A 20,383-nucleotide genomic window follows, 5' to 3' on the forward strand; every position below is an offset into this window, starting at 1 on the left:
TAAATGGCTTCTTTCGAAGTAATTGGCGGCAACAGGCTGCACGGCGATATTATTCCGCAGGGTGCAAAAAATGAGGCCCTGCAGATCCTTTGCGCAGTGTTGCTCACCTCCGAACCTATTACCATCTCCAATATCCCCGATATCCGGGATGTGAATAAACTAATTGAATTGCTCCACGACCTGGGCGTATCAGTAGAGCGCAATGCCCCTGACACCTATACCTTTAAAGCGGACAAGGTGAACCTGGACTACCTGGAAACAGCGCAGTTTGTGGAACAGGGCCGCGCTATCCGTGGCTCTGTGATGATCGTGGGCCCGATGCTGGCGCGTTTTGGTGTAGCTAAAATGCCAAAGCCCGGTGGCGACAAGATTGGCCGCCGCCGCCTTGACACCCACTTTATTGCCTTTGAAAAGCTGGGGGCGCACTTCAGCTACGACTCGCAGGACAGTTTCTTTAACGTAACCGCCAGGGATGGCCTGAAAGGCGCCTACATGCTGCTGGACGAAGCTTCCGTAACCGGCACGGCAAACATCCTGATGGCCGCTGTACGGGCCGAGGGCACCACCACTATTTACAATGCCGCCTGTGAGCCTTACGTGCAGCAGCTTTGCCGCATGCTCAACCGCATGGGTGCCAAAATCAGCGGCATCGGCTCTAACCTGCTCATGATCGAGGGGGTAGAGAAATTGGGTGGTACAGAGCACCGCATGCTGCCCGACATGATAGAGATCGGCTCTTTTATCGGGCTTGCTGCCATGACGGGCTCTGAGATCACCATCAAAGATTGCCAGATACCGGAGCTTGGCTTGATCCCGGACACGTTCCAGCGCCTGGGCGTGAAGATGGAGTTCCGTGGCGATGACATCTATATTCCGCAACAGGACCATTACGAGGTCGATACCTACATCGACGGCAGCATCCTGAACGTATCGGATCATACCTGGCCGGGCCTTACGCCCGACCTGCTGAGCGTGGCGCTGGTAACCGCTACACAAGCCAAAGGCACTGTGCTGATCCACCAGAAAATGTTCGAAAGCCGCCTGTTCTTCGTTGACAAGCTTATCGACATGGGTGCTCAGATCATCCTTTGTGACCCGCACCGCGCCACTGTGATCGGACAGAACAAGCATATTCCGCTGCGGGGCATCCGCATGACCTCGCCCGATATTCGTGCCGGGGTGGCCCTGCTGATTGCAGCGCTTTCTGCCGAAGGTACCAGTATCATCGATAACGTGGAGCAAATTGACCGCGGCTACCAGAACATCGATGGCCGCCTGAACGCGATCGGCGCGCAGATCAGAAGGATCTAACTCGTTTTGCTACAAGTATAAACAGGAAGAGCATCCAGAAATGGGTGCTCTTTTTTTGTGATGATTTGTCTCGTTTATACTTTATATATTAGCTAAATTATATTCGCAGATATACTTCTTACTAAGGCAAGCCTGAGTTAGAGTATGACGGGCTTCTTATGCTCCGTACATAGGGCATACCAGCGTATGTGGTCGTTAATACATTAGTTAGCGGGCAAATCAAAAAATGAAAAACTTATTATTGATAGTAGTTATGTGTTTCTGTTCCATTGTTGTATTAGGACAGCAAAGGAAAGATTGTGACGACATCAAGCTGATAAAGGAGAACTGCCCTTGTGACACAACTCTATTGAAGAACCTGAGCAAACTTTATTACCATGCAAATTGTGAATCTGTTTGGCTTACTTTAGAAAATATAGTTGGAAGTAAGAAAATCCTTTACTCCTTGGAAGCGGATTTATCTGCCTACACCTATAGATTAGGTTACCAAATGCCAAAGGAGTACGATAAATATTTGCTTTTTAGAAGTGGCTGCCCAGCAAACGGATCTTGTAATTTCATATTAGTGGATAAAGAATCAGGGGTAATATTAAAAGAATTGGGAGAGCTTATCTACAACCATGAAACGGGCATCACAGAGGATTTCCTTGTTTATTTCACAGATGAAAATCTATGCTCCCCGACTATGGATTACATAGACTCAGATAAGAAGTATAGAATACCAGTTAGTAGCAAGTCATTCAAAGCAGTAATTCCTCAATACGAAATTGCATACCATGTAAAGGACGATATTCTGACTCTTGCTTATGGTGAAGGTAAGAAGGAGAAGAAAATCATTATAGATTTGAAAAAATACATCCGTTAACAACACCTAAACGACGGGCTAGCCCGTCGTTTAGCTCATACCTTCGCATTCATCCTAAAAAAGGAACAAACCATAAACAATTAAAAAGAACCAAATGAGAAAAGTTATTTCATTTATGCACATCTCGCTTGACGGTTTTGTAGCAGGACCAAACGGTGAAATGAACTGGATTAAAGTTGATGAAGAGATTTTTGATCATATCGGGAAGCGGATAAGCGAAACCGACGCAGCCTTATATGGACGGGTAACCTATGAGATGATGGAAAGTTACTGGCCTACAGCAGGCGATGAGCCGGATGCAAGCAAGCACGACGTTGATCACGCAAAGTGGTATAACAAAGCGCATAAAATTGTTTTATCCAGATCAATGAAAGACGCTGATTTGCCTAATACAACAATTATCAGCGACAATCTTACAGACAGCATAAATGAGATAAAACAGCAGGCAGGTAGTGAGATCCTGCTTTTTGGTAGCCCGACAGCAACACATGCCCTTATTCAACAGAACTTAATAGACGGCTACTGGCTTTTTGTTAATCCGGTTATTCTTGGGGAAGGCATTCCATTGTTTACAGGCATCAAAGACAAAACAAAACTAAAACTTATAACCACCCGTCAATTTACCAGCGGAGTAACTGAGCTGAATTACACTGTGGATACACAATAACAACCAACTGTTAGCAGCCGCTTGGCAACAGGCGGGCTGACATACTTTCCAGACCAATGTATGCGAGGTTGAATATTTCGGCCTGGTACTAATTTTAGTGCTAAGAATCTCAGCCTGCGCCAAAACATTAGCGTTAGTTTTAACTAAAACGAAACAACAAACAGAAAGAACTTAAACCTTAGGGCTATGAAAAAGATTACCTTAGTTGCTTTAGCGCTATTCTGGATGCTTAGTTTGACGCTTCTGATCATTGCCTTAACGGACTTGTTTCCCGACAACATCCTCAAAAACTATAGGGTATTAATAGGGACTGGGTTTTTAGCAGTAACTGGATTTATCAGAATTGCTTATCAGAAGCTAATAAAAACAGAGTAGCCGCAAAACTTTCGGCCTGGTTGGCGGTAAAGCACCTTATTAGCAGTCACTAGTCATTGTTCTATCCTTCTACACGCACGAACTTACTATCCGAAATGTCCGATACCTATAACCTACATCGCTTCTTAGACGCACAGGAAAATGCTTACCAGGCTGCGCTGACCGAGATAAAAAACGGGCGAAAAACCAGCCATTGGATGTGGTTTATTTTTCCGCAGGTGGCTGGCCTTGGCTTTAGCGAAACGTCTAAGTTCTACGCCATTAAAAGCCGGGCTGAAGCTGTTGCCTACTTAAACCACCCGGTTTTAGGAAAACGATTGTTCGAAATTACGGAGGCTTTATTAACCTTAAAAGGCAAGTCAGCCAGCCAGATCTTCGGTAGCCCGGACGATATGAAACTGAAATCCAGCATGACGCTTTTTAACGCGGTAAGCACAGGCAATCCTGTATTTCAGAAGGTGCTGGACAAATACTTTAACGGGGAGCCCGATCAGAAGACCTTGCAATTACTTGCGCAGGAAAACTAACGCTCGAATTTATACTTGCACGCTCCCGCTTCCGGAATCCACTTTCTGCTTGAAGGAATGTGCATCAAAATCATTTGAGCCGAAGTATAGAAAAGCCTAACTTTGGGTTTTAACAGCTAGAGATATGAGCAAAGCAAATTGGGTAACCGTGAAGGAATACCAGGATATAACTTACAAAAAAGCCGACGGCGTAGCCCGCATCGCTTTTAACCGCCCGGATGTGCGCAATGCCTTCCGTCCTAAAACCGTGTTCGAACTGTTCGATGCCTTTTTGGATGCGCGCGAAGATACAAGTATAGGCGTGGTGTTATTATCGGCGGAAGGTCCTTCCAGCAAAGATGGTGTTTATAGTTTCTGCAGCGGCGGCGACCAGAATGCGCGCGGCTTCCAGGGTTACGTGGATGAAGAAGGCATTCCGCGCCTGAACATACTGGAAGTGCAGCGCCTGATCCGTTTTATGCCCAAAGTAGTGATTGCCGTAGTACCGGGTTGGGCAGTGGGCGGCGGCCACAGCCTGCACGTAGTATGCGACCTGACACTGGCCAGCAAAGAGCACGCAATCTTTAAGCAAACGGATGCCGATGTGACCAGCTTCGACGGTGGGTATGGCTCGGCTTACCTGGCAAAAATGGTCGGCCAGAAACGTGCCCGTGAGATCTTCTTTTTGGGCCGCAACTACTCGGCGCAGAATGCCTACGACATGGGCATGGTGAACGCTGTGATTCCGCATGCTGAGTTGGAAGACACCGCTTACGACTGGGCCCAGGAGATCCTGGCGAAATCGCCCACTTCGATCAAAATGCTTAAGTTCGCCTTCAACGCTACGGACGATGGTATGGTAGGCCAGCAGGTTTTTGCCGGCGAAGCCACCCGCCTGGCCTACATGACCGAAGAAGCCAAAGAAGGTCGCAACGCTTTCCTGGAAAAGCGCAAACCAAACTTCAAGAACATCCCCTGGATCTCGTAATCTGAAGTATAAAATAAAAACAGAGAAGCCTGCTACAGTGATGTAGCAGGCTTCTCTGTTTTTGATTACGATAGGATCACTTTATACTTCCTTTACCTGCTCTTCTCCCCTTTTACTGCCTCTATAGAGTTCATACTTAAGCAGGCGGCAGTCGATGGAACCATTGAAAAGCGGAATGCGGCGCGAGGTGCGCAGGCCGATACTTTTGGCGGCCTCCAGGTTTCCCGTAAACACGAATGCATCGTAGCCTTGGTAGTTATTTTTCAGCGCATCGCCTATATTCTTGTAAAGCAGGTTAATATCATCCGATAAGATCCGCTCGTTATAAGGCGGGTTCATTACCACGACACCTGGCGTGGCCGGAGCCTGGGTTTTAAAGAAGTCGGCCTGTTCCACCCTGATCACATGCTCCAACCCGGCATTGCGGATGTTGACCATGGCGGCTTCTACATAGTCCGGGTCAATATCGAAACCCAGGATAGTTGCCTGTGGTTCACGCTTCACTTTGGCTTCGGCTGTATTCCAGATCATCTCAAACAGGCTGTCATCGTAGTCTTTCCATTTCTCAAAGCCAAACGGATCGCGGCGGAACAGGCCCGGGGCAATGTTCTGCGCCATCATGGCCGCTTCGATCAGGAAGGTGCCCGAGCCACACATCGGGTCGATCAGCGTTGCTTTTTTATCCCAGCCGGTCAGCGCGATAATGCCGGCAGCCAGCACCTCGTTCAGGGGCGCCACGTTTGTCTGAAGGCGGTAGCCGCGGCGGTGCAGCGAGTCGCCGGACGAATCCAGCGAGAGGGTTACCAGGTTTTCGTGCATGTGCAGGTTTAGGCGCACGTCCGGGCGGATGCGGTCTACGGAAGGGCGCTCGCCGGTGGCTTTGCGGAACTGGTCCACAATGGCGTCTTTGGTGAGCTGCGCCAGGAAAAGCGAGTGCTCAAACGTGGAGTGGCTCACCGAAGCATCAATTGCAAAGGTCTGATCCAGGTCCAGGTACTCGGCCCAGTTGGTTTTCTGCACCTGCTCATACAGCTCTTTTTCGTTACGCGCTTTAAACGTGAGGAAGGGTTTGAGCACCCTAATGGCAGTGCGGCACCACAGGTTCGCCTCGTAAAGCTGGCGCAGCGTGCCGGAGCAGGTTACGGCGCGGTGCCCCACCTTGATATAGTCCATATCCAGGGCCTGCAGCTCTGCGGCCAGCACCTCTTCGAGGCCTGCCAAGGTAGTGACCGTAATATTGAAATTGCCGTTCGGGTTCTGTTTCGCCATGTTCTTATACCTTAATAGGGTGCAAAGATAGGGGGAAAAAGTTAGAGAGTTAATAAGTTAGAAAGTTAGAGAGGGATGAGTTAGAAAGTTAAAGGCTTAGTGCGCTTGTCGCTGAAGTATGAACTCAATTATACAATCCGGATAAAAACTTAACAGCTATACTTACCTTTCTACTCATACTTCTCTATACCTCATCACTCTCTACCTTTTTAACTTTCTAACCCTCTAACTTTCTAATTCAATAGCCCTATCTTTGCAGCAAATTACCCGCTATGAAAATACAGTCAGACGTTTCGCTTCAGCCCTATAATACCTTTGGCATTGCAGTAAAAGCCAGGCTCTTTGCCCGCTTTGATAGTGTGCAGGAGTTGCAGGAACTGCTCCAGATGCCCGAACTGGCCAGAGAAGAAAAGCTGGTGCTTGGTGGCGGAAGCAACCTGCTCTTCACAAAAGACTTTGCCGGCGTGGTGCTACAAAACGGCATTAAAGGCATTGAAAAGGTGAGCGAAACAGACTCTTATACCTTGGTGAAAGCCGGCGGCGGCGAAGTATGGCACGAGTTTGTACTTTATACCTTGCAGCATGATTTAGGCGGGGCCGAGAACCTCTCGTTGATCCCGGGCACGGTTGGTGCTGCGCCGCTACAGAATATCGGGGCATATGGCGTGGAGCTGAAAGATATCTTTTACGAGCTGGAGGCTGTCCATATCGAAACGGGCCAGGTACAGACATTCGATCATGCGGCCTGCGGGTTTGGCTACCGCGAAAGTGTGTTCAAAGGCGAGTTAAAAGGCCAGTTCATTGTAACAGCGGTTACCTTTAAGCTGCAGAAAAAACACACGCTAAACACCTCATACGGTGCCATCCAAAGTACCTTGGAAGAGATGCAGGTGCAGCAGCCTACCATACAGGATGTGAGCAGGGCGGTGTGCCACATCCGCCAGAGCAAACTGCCCGATCCGAAGACAATTGGCAATGCCGGCAGCTTCTTTAAAAATCCGGAAATACCGCTGAGCCAGTATGAAAGCCTGAAGGCCCAATTCCCGGATATTCCTTCTTACCCGGTTACCCCCACCACCGTGAAAGTACCTGCCGGCTGGCTCATTGAGCAGTGCGGCTGGAAAGGAAAGGTGATCGACAACTATGGCGTGCATAAAAACCAGGCCCTGGTGCTGGTCAATTACGGCGGCGCTTCCGGCCAGGCGGTACGCCAGCTGGCTTATACCATCATCGATTCGGTAGCGGAAAAATTTGGCATCCGACTGCACCCGGAAGTTAACATTTTGTAGCCGGTTGGGCCGCATTTCAAAATAAGCTGGCCTGGGCCCAACTTTAAGCGCCGCCGCTGCGATATAAGGTGGGTTAACCCACAAATTTGATCTATATGAACGTGAAACATTTACGTTGCCTGCTGCTGACTTTTTTTGCAATTGCATTGCTCACCTCCTGCGACAACGAGAAAGACAAAGAACCCTCTAAAACTGCTTTCCTGGTGTCGCATGCCTGGGTTGGCGATCAGGTCCTGATCAACAACATCAACGCTGCCCTGATTCCGGGGGTTGGCAGCAACTTTGAAAGCTTTAAATCGCTCCAGCTCGAGTTCAGGGAAAATAATACTTATACTTCTACCTTCTCGCTGAACGGTTCGCCGCAGACGCAGGAAGGCAACTGGGCCCTGAATGCTGCCGGCGATACGCTTACCCTCGACATGATGGGCAAGCTCAGCGTGCTGACGCTCACCGAAGAGAACCTGAACCTGGGCACCACCATCAGCCAGGACAATGTACAATTAATTGCCCGGCTGCTTGGCGTCGATCCAAACCTGATCAGCCTGTTTACAGGGGGCAATGCCGTAAAAACAGAGTTGCGCTTTATAAAGCCATAGGTTAAGGAGTATAGGTAAGGTTTATCAGAAGCCGGGTTTTGAAGTGCCGGTTTTTTGAATATATTTACGGCCCTTACCCATACTTCCCTTTATTTATGACTAAACACCTGTTAAACTACCTATTTGCCGCTGTGCTGCTTGTAACGCTTTTTGGTTGCAGCAAAGACGACGACAAAGACACGGCTCCTACCCCGGCTGCTTTGTTAACCGCTCAAACCTGGCATGGCGCTAAGCTCTACATCAATGGCACAGCTGCTACGGACAATGCTCAGATAAAAGACATCCTGTTCGATATTAAGACAGTTGCCTTAACATTTAAGGATGACCGGGAATATACCGCCACCTATAGCCAGATACACGAAGGCGGGGTGGTTGAAGATTTCAGGGATGAAGGTACTTGGGATCTGATCGAGAATAATACCAAGATCCGGTTCAATTTCTTACCAAGCGATTCAGAGATCAAGAAACTAACAGCCGATGAACTCCACATCAGCTCGGTGCTGGAAAATCCTGATGGCGATATTACCTTTGAACTCCGTTTTGTAAAGTAATTCTTTACACTTTCTGTAAAACAATAAAGGCTCCCTTCGCGGAGCCTTTATTGTTTTATACCTACCCTATAGCTGCCGACTTGCCTGAAACCGGAAAACACCTTGCTCCTGCTTTTATACTTGTTTGCCTGCCCTTTGCTTCAATTGGCCATAAAAGCTCCGGCCTGTCAGCCAGGCTACGGCGCAAATAAGTATATATTTCTATTTATCCCTTTAAATGCACCACTCACCTAAAATTAAAACTTATGAAAAAACATCCGTTACTCGCATTCCTGTTTGTGGTCCTATCTGTGCTGTCACTTGCCAGCTGCGGCAACGACGATGACGACGACAAAGATCCCTCTAAGCGTGCGCTGCTAACCGGCGGCGAATGGAAGGGCCAGATGGTCTTGTTTGATGGCGTAGATTACAGCGACTCATTAGAAGCTGTCGGTCTTGACGTCTCCAATTTCAGGCTACTCTTTAAAGATGATGGCACGGGCACCTCAAACTTTCTGGGTCAGACTAGCAATGGCAGCTGGGAGTTTGGAAGCAACGAACAAAGTATCATCTTTGGAAAAGGGACGGCAGACGAGTCGCAGGCCACCATCAAAAAGTTAACTGCCACCGAGCTATACCTCGAATTTGCGGCTGATGAGCTGGGAGCAAATGATCCGAATGATCCCGTACAGGTAGAGAAAGTGGAGATGCGCTTCGGCAGATAAAAAAACAGCAAAGGCTCCTTTCTAGGAGCCTTTGCTGTTTATACTTATGCTGCTTACACGAGCAGGCTCAGCAGGTCCTGCTTGCCGTTCAGGTATTCAAAGTCGAACCCTTCTTCGCTCATCCGGGTTTTGATGGCCTCCACATCGTGCGGCGCCTTTACTTCGATCCCTAAAAAGACAGGGCCTGTTTCCTTGTTGTTCTTTTTGATGTACTGGAAGTGGATGATATCATCCTCCGGGTGCAGTACCTGGTTCACAAAGGTCCGCAAGGCACCGGGCTGCTGGTTAAAGGTCACCATAAAGTAGTGCTTAAGCCCCTGGTGGCGCATGGCCCGCTCTTTGATGTCCTCCATTCGGGTAATGTCGTTGTTGCTGCCGCTGATGACACAGACCACGTTTTTACCCTTTATCTGATCGGCATATGCAGTGAGCGCCGAGATGCTCAGCGTACCGGCAGGCTCCAGCACCACACCTTCCTCGTTATACATCTTCAGGATGTCTTCGCATACTTGCCCTTCGGGTACCAGCACAATATCATCCAGCAGTTCCCGGCAGATTTCATACGTGAGCTCGCCAGGGCATTTTACGGCAGCGCCATCCACAAAGCTGTCGATGGTCTCCAGCGTCTGGCGCTGCTGCGCCCGGATGGAATTGTACATGGAAGGAGCGCCGGAGGGCTGCACTCCCACGAGCCTGGTCAGCGGACTAAGCTGCCGGAACACGCTCGATAGGCCGGAAGCTAATCCTCCCCCACCGATAGGCATGAACAGGTAGTCGATCCCGAAAGAGGCCTCTCTGAGGATTTCCATCCCTACAGTAGCCTGCCCGGTTATCACAGCCAGGTCGTCAAAAGGAGCGATAAAGGTACTGCCCCGGCTATCGCAAAAGGTCTTGGCGGCCGCAAAGGAATCATCGTAGGCAGCGCCCGTCAGTATGATCTCTACTTTATCTTTCCCAAACAGCCGTACTTTATTCACCTTTTGAGCCGGCGTAGCGGCGGGCATAAAGATATACCCTTTAATGCCCAGCAGCTGGCAGGCATAAGCCACCCCCTGCGCATGGTTGCCTGCGCTGGCGCAAACAATTTCCTGCTCGCGCTGCGCCGGTGGCAGGGAAGCCATCTTGTTATAAGCCCCCCGTATCTTGTAGGAGCGCACCACCTGCAGGTCTTCCCGCTTCAGGTAAACTTCCGCGCCATACTTCTGTGACAGCCAAAGGTTTTGCAAAAGGGGCGTTTTGGCGATCACCCCTTTGAGCCTTTGCGCAGCCTGCTCCACCTGCTGCAGCGAAACAAGGAATTGCGTACCGGTCAGTGTTTTACCCACGTTGCTTTATTTACTCAGCGTGCGCAGCTCTCGTACCTTGGCGCCCGTTTGCCATAATTCTGATTCGCGCAGTTCCTGTAGTTCTGCTTCCAGCTCCTTGCGGTAACCTGGCGTAGAGCCTCGCTGGATGGTGCGCTGTGCTTCGGCCCCCGATGCCACGCTGTCGTAAAGATCATTTAACACAGGCAAAGTGGCTTCTCTGAATTTACCTTTCCAATCAAGGGCACCCCGCTGGGCAGTTACCGAGCAGTTAGAGAACATCCAGTCCATGCCATTTTCGCCTACCAGCGGCACCAGGCTCTGGGTGAGTTCTTCTACTGTTTCGTTGAACGCTTCGGATGGCGAGTGTCCCCGCTGCCGTAGCACCTGGTACTGTGCCTCTATGATGCCGGCCAAGGCACCCATTAGCACGCCACGCTCCCCGGTCAGGTCACTGTATACTTCTTTCCGGAAGTCGGTCTCGAAGAGGTAGCCGGAACCAATGCCGATGCCCATGGCCACCGCTTTCTCATACGCCTTGCCTGTGGCATCCTGGAACACGGCAAAGGAAGAATTCAGGCCGCCACCCTGCAAGTATAGCCGGCGCAGGCTGGTGCCGCTTCCTTTCGGAGCTGCCAGTACCACATCAACATCCGCAGGGGGCACAATGCTGGTATGCTCCCGGAAAGTGATGCCAAAGCCATGGGAGAAGTATAAGGTTTTACCGGCAGTGAGTCGTTCTTTGAGCGTAGGCCACACGGCGATCTGCCCGGCATCGGAAAGCAGGTTGGCGATGATGGTGCCACGTTCTGCCGCTTCCTCTATCGTAAAGAGCGTTTCGCCCTCTACCCAGCCGTCTGCCAATGCTTTTTGCCAGGAAGCGGAATCCTTACGCTGCCCTACAATTACGTTGAAGCCGTTGTCGCGCAGATTGAGCGCCTGGCCGGGGCCCTGCACGCCGTAACCGATCACCGCGATCACTTCGTTTTGCAGCACTTCCCGTGCTTTTGAAAGCGGAAATTCATCACGGGTTATCACCGTTTCGTCTACTCCTCCGAATTTGATAGTTGCCATAAGGTTTGTTCGTTATTTAAAGTGTCTATAATTGCTAAGGGTTATGATCAGGCGGTTAGCGCCTGTTTTGTTTTTGCAGTTAAGCCCAGGCTTCCCTGGTTTGAGAATTCCTGCACGCCATACGGTTGCAAGGCCTCCAGCAGGGCATAAGCAGAGCCGGTATTTCCGGTCTTTTCCAGCACAAAGCTATCTTGATCGGATGTCAGCAGACGGGCCTGGTGGGCCAGCAGGATGTGCTGCAGCACAGGTTCGGGCAATTGCCTGCGGTTGATCCGGTACAGGGCCACCTGCTTCTGCACCAGTTCCTCCTGCCGCAGGAAAGCGGCATGGCCTACCCCGATGATCTTGCGCAGCTCTTTGGTGATCTGCTCGGCCCAGTGCCGGGTGGTGTTGGCCTCGATGCGAAAGCTGTAGTGCGCTCCATCATCCGGCCGGGAGGCGGTCAAATTTTCGAACGCGATATTGCGCCGCGTAAAAAGCATCAGTACCCGGCTCAGGATACTCTTGTTCTCTGCCGCACTGATCGTGAATATGAAGGACTCCTGCATGTTCTTACTTGTTTATGTTACTGAAAAGCGGAAGTATAACGTGCCCTTCCACCTGGCTTATGCTGCTAAAAATTAGTGGCAGAGGTACTTACTCCAGCCGCATTTCGGACACGCAGGCCCCGGTGGGGATCATCGGGAAAACATTGTCTTCCTTGCCTACCACCACTTCCAGCAGCTCGGCATGCGGGCTGCTAAGTACCGCCTGCAGGGCTTGCTGCAATTCCTCCCGCTGGTCCACTTTCCTGGCGCTGATGCCATACCCCTGGGCTATTTTCACAAAGTCAGGGTTATCCATCTCCACAAAAGAGTAGCGTTTCTCGAAAAAGAGCTGCTGCCACTGCCGCACCATCCCCAGGTAATTGTTATTCAGAAGGATGATCTTGACGGCGATCCCTGTTTGCATAATGGTCCCGAGTTCCTGGATGTTCATCTGAAAGCCGCCGTCCCCTATCACGGCAATGACTTGGGCTTGGGGGCGACCGGCTTTGGCGCCGATGGCAGCCGGAAGCGCAAAGCCCATCGTGCCGAGGCCTCCGGAGGTAATGTTGCTTTTCTGCCGGCGGAAGTTAAAGTAGCGGGAAGCGACCATCTGGTGCTGCCCCACGTCCGTTACCAGAATACTATCCTCCTCTGCAACCTCGTTTACAAGGCGCAGCACCTCCCCCATACTTATCTTGCGTTCCGGGGCCGGGAAAAGATCATGCCGCACTACTTTCTCATATTCCTGCTCCATGCAGGTTCTGAATTCCTGCAGCCAGTCCCGATGTTCATTTTCTTCCACCAGCCCGGTGAGCGCCGCCAGGGCTTCGCGGGCATCTGCTACCAGGCCCACATCGGCTTTGATGATCTTGTTGATCTCGGCCGGGTCCAGGTCAATGTGGATGACATTGGCCTGTTTGGCATAGGTATCTGTCCGGCCGGTTACGCGGTCATCAAAGCGCATTCCTACCGCAATGATCAGATCGGCTTCATTGGTTTTGATATTGGGGGCATAGTTGCCATGCATCCCAAGCAAACCCACATGCAAGGGGTGGTCGGAAGGGATGGCCGACAAACCCAGTAAGGTCGTGGCGACCGGTATGTCGGCTCTTTCGGCCAGGGCCAGCAGTTCTTCATGTGCGCCGGCCAGGTGTATCCCCTGCCCTGCCAGGATAAGCGGTTTGCGGGCACTGTTGATTAGCGCGGCCGCCTGTTGCGCAGCCATAGGGTCCAGCAAGGGTTTGGGTGTATAGTATGGCACCTGCTCGCACTTCTCATACCGGAAAGGTACTTTGGCAAACTGGGCATCTTTGGTGATATCGATTAGAACCGGCCCCGGCCTGCCGCTCTGCGCCAGGTAAAAGGCCATGCTGATCACGGCCGGAATATCAACTGCATTGGTGACCTGTATATTCCATTTGGTAACAGCGCTCGTCAGACTGATCACATCGGCCTCCTGGAAGGCATCCGTGCCCAGCAGTCCGGATGCAACCTGCCCCGTAATGCAAACGACCGGTGTGGAATCGGCTTTGGCATCTGCTAGCCCCGTGATAAGGTTGGTTGCTCCCGGCCCCGAGGTGGCCAGGCAAACGCCAGCTTTACCGGTTACGCGGGCATAGCCTTGGGCAGCATGGATAGCACCCTGTTCATGGCGCACCAGGATGTGGTTGACCTGATCCGCATAGTCAAACAAGGCATCGTATACGGGCATGATCGCCCCTCCCGGGTAGCCGAAGATCGTATCTGCTTTCTCGGCCAGCAGGGAAAGTATAACAGCCTCCGCACCCGATACTGTTTTCGCCTGATCAGGCACGCTGAGGGCTGGTGTCTCTTTCGTTAACATAGGCTTCTTCTAAATCAGTTATACATCCTTTGCTAGCGTCGCTCACGGTGCGCATATACTTGAGCAGCACGCCCTGATTGGTTCTCGGGGCCGGCCGTTCCCACTTGTCCTGGCGCAGGCGCAGCAGCGCGTCCTCCACGTGCAGGTGGATGGTGTTGGCATTGGCATCCAGCGAGATCCAATCCCCGTCTTCTACCAGGGCCAGTGTGCCGCCCTCGTACGCTTCGGGGCAGACGTGGCCAATCACAAAGCCATGCGTGCCGCCGGAAAAACGGCCATCGGTAATCAGGGCCACTTTGTCTCCCAGCCCGGCTCCCATAATGGCTGAAGTCGGCTTGAGCATTTCCGGCATACCGGGGCCGCCTTTGGGACCTACGTAGCGGATTACCACCACCTGCCCGGCCTTGATCCTGCCACCGGCTATACCTTGATTCAGTTCTTCTTCGGAGTTAAACACGATCGCCGGTCCTTCGAAGGTCAACCCCTCTTTGCCGGAAATTTTGGCTACGGCCCCCTTCGGCGCCAGATTGCCATACAAGGTCTGAATGTGGCCGTCTGTTTTAATGGGGTTGGATAGCGGACGAAGCAGGTCCTGCTCCTGACCTAGCGGCGCAACTTCTGCCAGATTTTCCGCTACGGTCTTTCCGGTTACGGTTAGCAGGTTGCCCGTAATGAGGCCTTCGTTTAGCAGGGTCTTCATCACAGCCGGCACACCCCCGAGGGTCGAAAGGTCTTCCATGAGGTATTTGCCACTTGGCTTGAGGTCTGCCAGCACCGGCACCCGGTCGCTAACGGCCTGAAAATCCTGCAAGGTCAGCTTTACGCCTGCGGCATGCGCAATGGCTATCAGGTGCAGCACGGCATTGGTCGATCCGCCCAGCACGGTGATGAGCACCAGGGCATTTTCGAAGGCTTCCCGTACCAGGATATCCCGCGGTTTGAGATCCCTCTCCAGCAGGCGCAGCAGGTAAGCACCAGTATCCAGGCACTCGTCTTTTTTAGACTGGCTAACCGCCGGCGAGGAGGAAGAGAACGGCACCGACATTCCCAGCGCTTCCGCTGCTGAGGCCATGGTGTTGGCCGTATACATGCCGCCGCAGGCACCCGGCCCGGGACAGGCATTCCGAATGATACCTTTGTAATCCTCTTCTGAGAGCTGCCCGTTCAGTTTTTTGCCATAGGCTTCGTAGCAGGAAACGATGTTAAGCTTTTCGCCTTTAAACTCGCCGCCTTTAATCGTGCCGCCATATACCATCAGGGCAGGTCGGTTGAGGCGGGCCATTGCCATCAGCGATCCGGGCATGTTTTTGTCGCAGCCTACCACGCAGGCCAGGGCATCATAGTTGTGCGCCCCGGTTATGGTTTCGATGGAGTCAGCAATGACCTCTCGCGACACCAGGGAGTAGTTCATCCCCTGGGTGCCATTTGTAATGCCATCACTCACGCCAATGGTATTGAACCGCAGGCCCACCATACCGAGTTTATTCACGCCCTGCTTTACTTCATCAGCCAGCCCATTGAGGTGCATGTTGCAAGTATTGCCATCAAAGCCCGTTGAACAAATGCCTACAAAGGGTTTGTGCAGGTCTGCCTCCGACAGGCCGGCCCCGATCAGCATGGCCTGCGACGCTGGCAAGCTGTCGTCCTGGGTATAGATGCGGCTGTATTTATTTAATATCATAGTTATTCGCTCGCTATTTTATTTCTGTCAGCGTTCCTGTTTCGGGCTTTAGCGCCGGAAGCAGGAACGCTGTACGGCTTCCTTTTCAGCTGAAATCAGTAGAAGATACCACTTCTGATTTCAATTTGGGGTGCGGTACTGGATGCAAGTACCATCATTTTATACTCCCACCTAAACCGTTTCGCTACCCCTTTACTATTTCCAATCGTTGCGCTTTAAAGTATAACTTACTGTCATACTGACTCCTACAAACAGCAGAAATACGGTCGCCAAGCAATCAAAATCAATTATTTTATACTTTACCAGCGGCCCCGGGCATGCCGGAAAGTGCTATACTTCCTGCTCCCCGACCAGCTGACCGGCAGCCTGCCCGGTTACCAGAGCGGTGTATTTCCTGGCCAGTTTCGCCCCGAGGGTAGCCGAGAAAGGCTTTTCAAAAACATGGTTGTCTATGCTCGACACGCCTACAACTTCTGCAGCGGTGCCAGTGAGGAAAGCGCCTTCCGCCTCCTGCAATTCCGCGGGTGTGAAGAACCGCTCGTGCACCTTGATGCCAGCCTCCCGGGCAAGGTCGATGATGGTGCTGCGGGTGATGCCCTGCAGAATGCTGCCAGCCGGTGCCGTAAACAACTCGCCTCCTTTTTCATAGAAGAAGTTTGAGCCCGGCCCCTCGGCAACAAAGCCATTCATATCCAGCAGCAGCGCCTCGTCATAGCCCTTGCGCTTAGCATCGGCGCTTGCAATGATGGAGTTGGCATAATGGCCTGATATCTTGGCTTCGATGGGCACAGCTTTGGGGTTGGGCCGCTCGTAGGGAGAAACCATCAGGCGCAGGCATTGGTCCCCAAGGTATTTGCCCCATTCCCAGGCGGCGATAAATAAATTGCTTGTATCAGGCGTTTTAATCCCCATGTTGGGCTCCCCGGCATACACCAGCGGCCGGATATAGGCATCTGTAAAATTGTTTTTTTCAAGTAGCTTGTAGGTGATCTCCGTCATCTCCTGTACCGAATAAGCCAGTGGCAGCCCTACGGCCTGGCAGGAATACTGCAGCCGCTCGTAATGTTCTTCTGCCTTAAAGATCCGGGTGCCTGCCGGGGTGCTGTAGGCTCTAAGCCCCTCAAAAGCGGCATACCCATAGTGCAATGACTGGGCATAGACACTACAACCGGCCTGATCGGCTTTTACAAAATTGCCATCAAGGAAAACAAGCGTGTCGTTGTTAAAATACATCGTAGCTAGTTATTTGTGTTTAGGTTTGATAGGTATAAACTATATGGTTTCCTTTACCTGCCCGTCAGTTATAGTGTGGTAGAAGACCGGTATTTTTTCTTGCCCGACATCCTTCATTTGGTTTCGCTGTTGCAGATAAAAGCTATACTTCGATGGCAAGTAACGCCGCAGCAGGCACCTTTTAAAACAAGTTTCTCAGAAGCTTACTATTTCCAGGAACGGAACCAAAGCATTCATGTAATTGAATATCAATAAGTTATTATAGTTGACAATATAACGCCTGACGGTGCAAATGATCGGGTTTTTAGCTGAAGAAGTTGCCGGACAACTTCCTGAAAATGGGATTTCCCTGATTTAGCTGGCAGGTGGTGGCTCCGTTAGCCTGCCAACCGGAGCCTGTATAGGCCCGGTGCTTGAGCTGCCTGTATAAAACAAAAAGGCTCCCGGATGGGAGCCTTTTTGTGTAAGAGGTTATACCTATACTTATACTTATTTCAGCACGGCCAGTGTGGCGCCATCGCCGCCGCGTTCTTCCACCTCACTGCTCAGGCTGGCCACTTCACGCACCGAGTACAGGTAATCACGCACCACCTGGCGCAGTACGCCGTTGCCGCGACCATGTATGATCTTGATCTCGGGGATGCCCAGCATAATGGCCTCGTCGGTAAAGTTCATCACCTTGGTCAGGGCATCTTCGGCATATTCTCCCCTGATGTCGAGGGTGCTGCCAAAGCCGGCCATGCGTTGGGTAATGTTCATGCCGCGGGTATAGCCTTCGGCCGTTTCCACCTGCTCCTTTTTCTTTCTGGTAGCAACCTGCCCTTCCACTTTCTCCAAGTTATCTACCTTCACAATGGTTTTCAGGCCGCCGAAAAGCACCTCCGCCGTTTTGCCTTTGATACTGACCAGCTGCCCTACAGAGTCCTGCCCTACCAGCGCCACATTATCGCCGGGCTTGATACTGCCGCTCACCACGCGCTTGTGCGCCGGGCGCGGAGCCTCCTTGCGAACTTCGATGGCAAAGGTTTCCAGCTCCTGGCGCGCCAGCTTTGTTTGCTCTTTCTCGGCCTGGCTCTGCTTTATCTGCTGTATCGTGGACTCTATCTTCTGATTGGCATCCTTCAACAGCAGTTTGGCCTTGCCTTTGGCTTCGCGCATTACCTCCTGCTTGCTTTCCTCCAAGTAATTTTTCAGGTCGTTATACTCTTTCACGTTGCGTTTCAGCTTCTGCTCCAGCACAGTGGCCTCCCGCAGCTTCTTCTCCAGCTCCTGTTTTTCTGTTTCCAGTTCTTCCAGCAAGCGGTCGTAGCGAATCTTGTCCTTTCCTACCAGGCTGCTGGCTTTGTCTACAATATGCTTGGGCAAGCCAATTTTGCGGGCAATCTCGATGGCAAACGACGAACCGGGCTTGCCGATCTCCAGTTGGTAGAGGGGAGCCAGGTTTTTATGGTCGTAGCGCATGGCGCCGTTCACAATGCCCGGGTTGCGCTCAGCAAAGTTTTTCAGGTTAGTATAGTGGGTGGTGATCACGCCGTATACTTTGCTGTCGTTCAGGGTCTGCAACACCGCTTCGGCAATGGCACCTCCCAATACCGGCTCTGTACCTGTTCCAAACTCATCTATCAGCACCAGGCTTTTGTTATCAGCTACGGTCACGAATTTCTTCATGTTGGTCAGGTGGGAGCTGTAGGTACTCAGGTCGTTTTCAATCGACTGCTCATCGCCAATATCAATAAAGATATCCTGGAAAATACCTGCTTCCGAACCGTCCGCGGCCGGTATCAGCATGCCACATTGTAACATATACTGCAACAGGCCTACTGTTTTCAGGCTCACCGATTTACCGCCGGCGTTGGGCCCCGAGATCAGCAGCATGCGCTGGTCGCGGTTCAGCTCCAGGTCCATGGGCACGGTGGGCTTGCCCAGTTGCCGGTGCGCCAGGTATAAAAGCGGGTGAAATGCCTGCTTCCAGTTGATGTGCGGGTATTTCTGCAGCTGCGGCAAGGTAGCCTCTACGCGGCGTGCAAAAGCAGCCTTGGCGCGTATAAAATCCAGCAGGCCCAGGTACTGGTAGGCTTTGCGCAGTTCCGGTATGTGGTTGCGCAGTGTATTGGTTAAACCGATCAGGATGCGCACCAGCTCGCGGTGGTAGGCGTTCTCCAGGTCTTTAATATCGTTGTTGAGCTCAAAGATCGATTCGGGCTCAATGTATACCGTCTGCCCGGTGCTCGACTCATCATGGATCAGGCCTTTTACACGGCGCTTGTGCTCGGCCAGAACCGGTATTACCAGGCGCCCGCCCCGTATGGTCGGCTCCACATCGGCCGGTGTCCAGCCTTCGTTTTTGGCATGGCGAATAATGCCGCTGATCTGCTTGCGCAGGATGCCCTGTTGCCCGATCAGCTCGCGCTTGAGGCGCTGCAGTTCGGGTGTGGCATCTTCGCGTACGGCACCGGCATCGTCCACTACTTTATCTAAGGCAGCGATCAGGTTACGCTCCACGGTGATGTTGGCGCCCAAGGCTTTTAAGGCTTCATACTTGCCTTCCTCAGCGCCGGAAATAAAGCGCAGCGAGTCGCGGATGGTCCGCAGCGACATCTTTATCTCGAAGAAATGGAGCACGTCCAGGTAAGTGCCTTCTATGGCAGCGCGGTCCAGGTAAGCGGTTACGTCGAAGTAATGCTGCAGCGGAATTTCAGCATCCGACTCAAGCAGTTGTTTGAATTCGTTTGTCTGGTCGAGCAGGCGCTGAAGCAGGTCGTGGCGGTTCAGGAAAGCCATCCGGTTTACGAACTGGCGCCCCAACGAACTCAGGCAAAGCTCCGAGAGCATCTCGCGCACTTGTGCAAACCCGATCTTTATTTCAAAATTCTCTGGATAGATCAATTGTTATCTCTTAATTTAACGCAAATTTAGCATTTTATAACAAGTAAAACCTGCGGTTTAGTTCTGAGTCTCGCGTTCTGAGTTTCGAGTTTTTTCAAATCATTAACGCGAGACTCTGAACGTGTGACTCAGGACGTTATACTTTGCTGTTTAAAGAAAATGTAATTCGTAATTCGTAATTCGTAATTCGTAATTCGTAATTCGTAATTCGTAATTCGTAATTCGTAATTAAAAAATATGATCTTAGATAAACTAGCCAATGCTGGGCGCTACACGTGCCTGCACCCTTTGTTCGAAAAAGCGTTTGCATACCTGCTTCAAACCGACCTGGCTGCCGCTGCCACTGGGGTGCACGAAATTGAAGGGGAGAGGCTTTTAGCCATCCTATCAGAAGCGACCGGCCTGACAGAGCAGGAAGCAAAACTGGAAGTTCACCGCAAGTATATCGATATCCAGTACATTGTTTTCGGCACTGACCACATGGGCTGGAAAGACCTGGCGCAATGCGCTGCTCCCAACGATCCGTACCAGGAAGAGCGCGATGCGGCTTTCTTTCCGGACAAACCAATGAACTGGTTTGATGTGCCCGCCGGCTCTTTCACCATCTTTTACCCCGACGATGCGCACGCTGCCATGATCACCACGGAAAAGATCCGCAAGGTGGTACTCAAGATTGCCGTGGAAGGTTGATCGAATTGCCGGACAAGTATAAGC

19 protein-coding genes are annotated in these 20,383 nt (G+C 51.6%); 11 read left to right on the top strand and 8 right to left on the bottom strand.

The window, feature by feature from the left end; translation table 11 throughout:
• Positions 1 to 3: 3 nt before the first annotated feature.
• The 6 genes from murA (at position 4) to LWL52_RS10570 (ending at position 4,712) form a co-directional block, all read left to right on the top strand.
• A complete protein-coding gene (gene murA, locus LWL52_RS10545) occupies positions 4 to 1,311 on the top strand; it encodes a UDP-N-acetylglucosamine 1-carboxyvinyltransferase (protein WP_242919601.1) in 1,308 nt (435 codons plus the stop codon).
• 226 nt (positions 1,312 to 1,537) lie between these two features.
• Positions 1,538 to 2,176 carry a hypothetical protein gene (locus LWL52_RS10550; protein WP_242919603.1) on the top strand — a complete coding sequence of 213 codons (639 nt, stop codon included), beginning with the start codon at positions 1,538 to 1,540 and terminating at the stop codon, positions 2,174 to 2,176.
• A 94-nt stretch (positions 2,177 to 2,270) separates the two neighbouring features.
• A complete protein-coding gene (locus tag LWL52_RS10555; RefSeq protein ID WP_242919605.1) occupies positions 2,271 to 2,843 on the top strand; it encodes a dihydrofolate reductase family protein in 573 nt (190 codons plus the stop codon).
• 186 nt (positions 2,844 to 3,029) lie between these two features.
• Complete coding sequence (locus tag LWL52_RS10560) at positions 3,030 to 3,218, top strand: hypothetical protein (RefSeq protein WP_242919607.1); 189 nt, start codon at positions 3,030 to 3,032, stop codon at positions 3,216 to 3,218.
• 95 nt (positions 3,219 to 3,313) lie between these two features.
• Positions 3,314 to 3,745 (top strand): DUF1810 domain-containing protein, encoded by a 432-nt coding sequence (locus LWL52_RS10565; protein WP_242919609.1) that lies wholly within the window; start codon positions 3,314 to 3,316, stop codon positions 3,743 to 3,745.
• A gap of 124 nt (positions 3,746 to 3,869) precedes the next feature.
• Positions 3,870 to 4,712 (top strand): 1,4-dihydroxy-2-naphthoyl-CoA synthase, encoded by an 843-nt coding sequence (locus LWL52_RS10570; RefSeq protein ID WP_242919611.1) that lies wholly within the window; start codon positions 3,870 to 3,872, stop codon positions 4,710 to 4,712.
• A gap of 81 nt (positions 4,713 to 4,793) precedes the next feature.
• On the opposite strand, the gene LWL52_RS10575 is transcribed toward LWL52_RS10570, so the two are convergent.
• Positions 4,794 to 5,981, bottom strand: a complete 1,188-nt coding sequence (locus LWL52_RS10575; RefSeq protein ID WP_242919613.1) for a THUMP domain-containing class I SAM-dependent RNA methyltransferase — start codon at positions 5,979 to 5,981, stop codon at positions 4,794 to 4,796.
• 272 nt (positions 5,982 to 6,253) lie between these two features.
• On the opposite strand from LWL52_RS10575, the gene murB reads away from it, so the two are divergent.
• The 4 genes from murB (at position 6,254) to LWL52_RS10595 (ending at position 9,121) form a co-directional block, all read left to right on the top strand.
• The gene (murB, locus tag LWL52_RS10580; protein WP_242919615.1) at positions 6,254 to 7,270 is read left to right on the top strand and encodes a UDP-N-acetylmuramate dehydrogenase; all 1,017 of its coding nucleotides are present in this window, start codon (positions 6,254 to 6,256) and stop codon (positions 7,268 to 7,270) included.
• A 95-nt stretch (positions 7,271 to 7,365) separates the two neighbouring features.
• Positions 7,366 to 7,866: a hypothetical protein gene (locus LWL52_RS10585; RefSeq protein ID WP_242919617.1), complete on the top strand. Its 501-nt coding sequence runs from the start codon at positions 7,366 to 7,368 to the stop codon at positions 7,864 to 7,866.
• Positions 7,867 to 7,961: 95 nt separating this feature from the next.
• Complete coding sequence (locus tag LWL52_RS10590; RefSeq protein WP_242919619.1) at positions 7,962 to 8,417, top strand: lipocalin-like domain-containing protein; 456 nt, start codon at positions 7,962 to 7,964, stop codon at positions 8,415 to 8,417.
• A 245-nt stretch (positions 8,418 to 8,662) separates the two neighbouring features.
• Positions 8,663 to 9,121, top strand: a complete 459-nt coding sequence (locus LWL52_RS10595; protein ID WP_242919621.1) for a DUF4923 family protein — start codon at positions 8,663 to 8,665, stop codon at positions 9,119 to 9,121.
• A gap of 53 nt (positions 9,122 to 9,174) precedes the next feature.
• On the opposite strand, the gene ilvA is transcribed toward LWL52_RS10595, so the two are convergent.
• The 7 genes from ilvA to LWL52_RS10630 form a co-directional block, all read right to left on the bottom strand.
• Positions 9,175 to 10,446: a threonine ammonia-lyase IlvA gene (ilvA, locus tag LWL52_RS10600; RefSeq protein ID WP_242919623.1), complete on the bottom strand. Its 1,272-nt coding sequence runs from the start codon at positions 10,444 to 10,446 to the stop codon at positions 9,175 to 9,177.
• Between the two features lie 6 nt (positions 10,447 to 10,452).
• Positions 10,453 to 11,499 carry a ketol-acid reductoisomerase gene (gene ilvC / locus LWL52_RS10605; RefSeq protein ID WP_242919625.1) on the bottom strand — a complete coding sequence of 349 codons (1,047 nt, stop codon included), beginning with the start codon at positions 11,497 to 11,499 and terminating at the stop codon, positions 10,453 to 10,455.
• A gap of 47 nt (positions 11,500 to 11,546) precedes the next feature.
• Positions 11,547 to 12,047, bottom strand: a complete 501-nt coding sequence (locus LWL52_RS10610; protein ID WP_242919627.1) for a hypothetical protein — start codon at positions 12,045 to 12,047, stop codon at positions 11,547 to 11,549.
• Between the two features lie 88 nt (positions 12,048 to 12,135).
• Positions 12,136 to 13,869: a biosynthetic-type acetolactate synthase large subunit gene (ilvB, locus tag LWL52_RS10615; protein ID WP_242919629.1), complete on the bottom strand. Its 1,734-nt coding sequence runs from the start codon at positions 13,867 to 13,869 to the stop codon at positions 12,136 to 12,138.
• Entirely contained in the window at positions 13,832 to 15,550 is a 1,719-nt protein-coding gene (gene ilvD, locus LWL52_RS10620; protein WP_242919631.1) for a dihydroxy-acid dehydratase, read from the bottom strand. The genes ilvB and ilvD overlap by 38 nt, the downstream gene beginning before the upstream one ends.
• A gap of 330 nt (positions 15,551 to 15,880) precedes the next feature.
• Positions 15,881 to 16,783 (bottom strand): branched-chain amino acid transaminase, encoded by a 903-nt coding sequence (locus LWL52_RS10625; RefSeq protein WP_242919633.1) that lies wholly within the window; start codon positions 16,781 to 16,783, stop codon positions 15,881 to 15,883.
• Positions 16,784 to 17,272: 489 nt separating this feature from the next.
• Entirely contained in the window at positions 17,273 to 19,669 is a 2,397-nt protein-coding gene (locus tag LWL52_RS10630) for an endonuclease MutS2 (protein WP_242919635.1), read from the bottom strand.
• A gap of 237 nt (positions 19,670 to 19,906) precedes the next feature.
• Here LWL52_RS10630 and LWL52_RS10635 point away from each other — a divergent pair, with 237 nt between their 5' ends.
• Entirely contained in the window at positions 19,907 to 20,359 is a 453-nt protein-coding gene (locus LWL52_RS10635) for a NanQ anomerase/TabA/YiaL family protein (RefSeq protein WP_242919637.1), read from the top strand.
• Positions 20,360 to 20,383: the final 24 nt, after the last annotated feature.

The sequence above is a fragment of the Pontibacter liquoris genome (genome assembly GCF_022758235.1).
Classification (GTDB): Bacteria; Bacteroidota; Bacteroidia; order Cytophagales; family Hymenobacteraceae; genus Pontibacter; species Pontibacter liquoris.

Bases quoted from the DNA above. Each gene is read 5' to 3' on its own strand.
- murA (WP_242919601.1), top strand. From the start codon at position 4: ATGGCTTCTTTCGAAGTAATTGGCGGCAACAGGCTGCACGGCGATATT.
- LWL52_RS10550 (WP_242919603.1), top strand. From the start codon at position 1,538: ATGAAAAACTTATTATTGATAGTAGTTATGTGTTTCTGTTCCATTGTT.
- LWL52_RS10555 (WP_242919605.1), top strand. From the start codon at position 2,271: ATGAGAAAAGTTATTTCATTTATGCACATCTCGCTTGACGGTTTTGTA.
- LWL52_RS10560 (WP_242919607.1), top strand. From the start codon at position 3,030: ATGAAAAAGATTACCTTAGTTGCTTTAGCGCTATTCTGGATGCTTAGT.
- LWL52_RS10565 (WP_242919609.1), top strand. From the start codon at position 3,314: ATGTCCGATACCTATAACCTACATCGCTTCTTAGACGCACAGGAAAAT.
- LWL52_RS10570 (WP_242919611.1), top strand. From the start codon at position 3,870: ATGAGCAAAGCAAATTGGGTAACCGTGAAGGAATACCAGGATATAACT.
- LWL52_RS10575 (WP_242919613.1), bottom strand. From the start codon at position 5,981: ATGGCGAAACAGAACCCGAACGGCAATTTCAATATTACGGTCACTACC.
- murB (WP_242919615.1), top strand. From the start codon at position 6,254: ATGAAAATACAGTCAGACGTTTCGCTTCAGCCCTATAATACCTTTGGC.
- LWL52_RS10585 (WP_242919617.1), top strand. From the start codon at position 7,366: ATGAACGTGAAACATTTACGTTGCCTGCTGCTGACTTTTTTTGCAATT.
- LWL52_RS10590 (WP_242919619.1), top strand. From the start codon at position 7,962: ATGACTAAACACCTGTTAAACTACCTATTTGCCGCTGTGCTGCTTGTA.
- LWL52_RS10595 (WP_242919621.1), top strand. From the start codon at position 8,663: ATGAAAAAACATCCGTTACTCGCATTCCTGTTTGTGGTCCTATCTGTG.
- ilvC (WP_242919625.1), bottom strand. From the start codon at position 11,499: ATGGCAACTATCAAATTCGGAGGAGTAGACGAAACGGTGATAACCCGT.
- LWL52_RS10610 (WP_242919627.1), bottom strand. From the start codon at position 12,047: ATGCAGGAGTCCTTCATATTCACGATCAGTGCGGCAGAGAACAAGAGT.
- ilvB (WP_242919629.1), bottom strand. From the start codon at position 13,869: ATGTTAACGAAAGAGACACCAGCCCTCAGCGTGCCTGATCAGGCGAAA.
- ilvD (WP_242919631.1), bottom strand. From the start codon at position 15,550: ATGATATTAAATAAATACAGCCGCATCTATACCCAGGACGACAGCTTG.
- LWL52_RS10625 (WP_242919633.1), bottom strand. From the start codon at position 16,783: ATGTATTTTAACAACGACACGCTTGTTTTCCTTGATGGCAATTTTGTA.
- LWL52_RS10635 (WP_242919637.1), top strand. From the start codon at position 19,907: ATGATCTTAGATAAACTAGCCAATGCTGGGCGCTACACGTGCCTGCAC.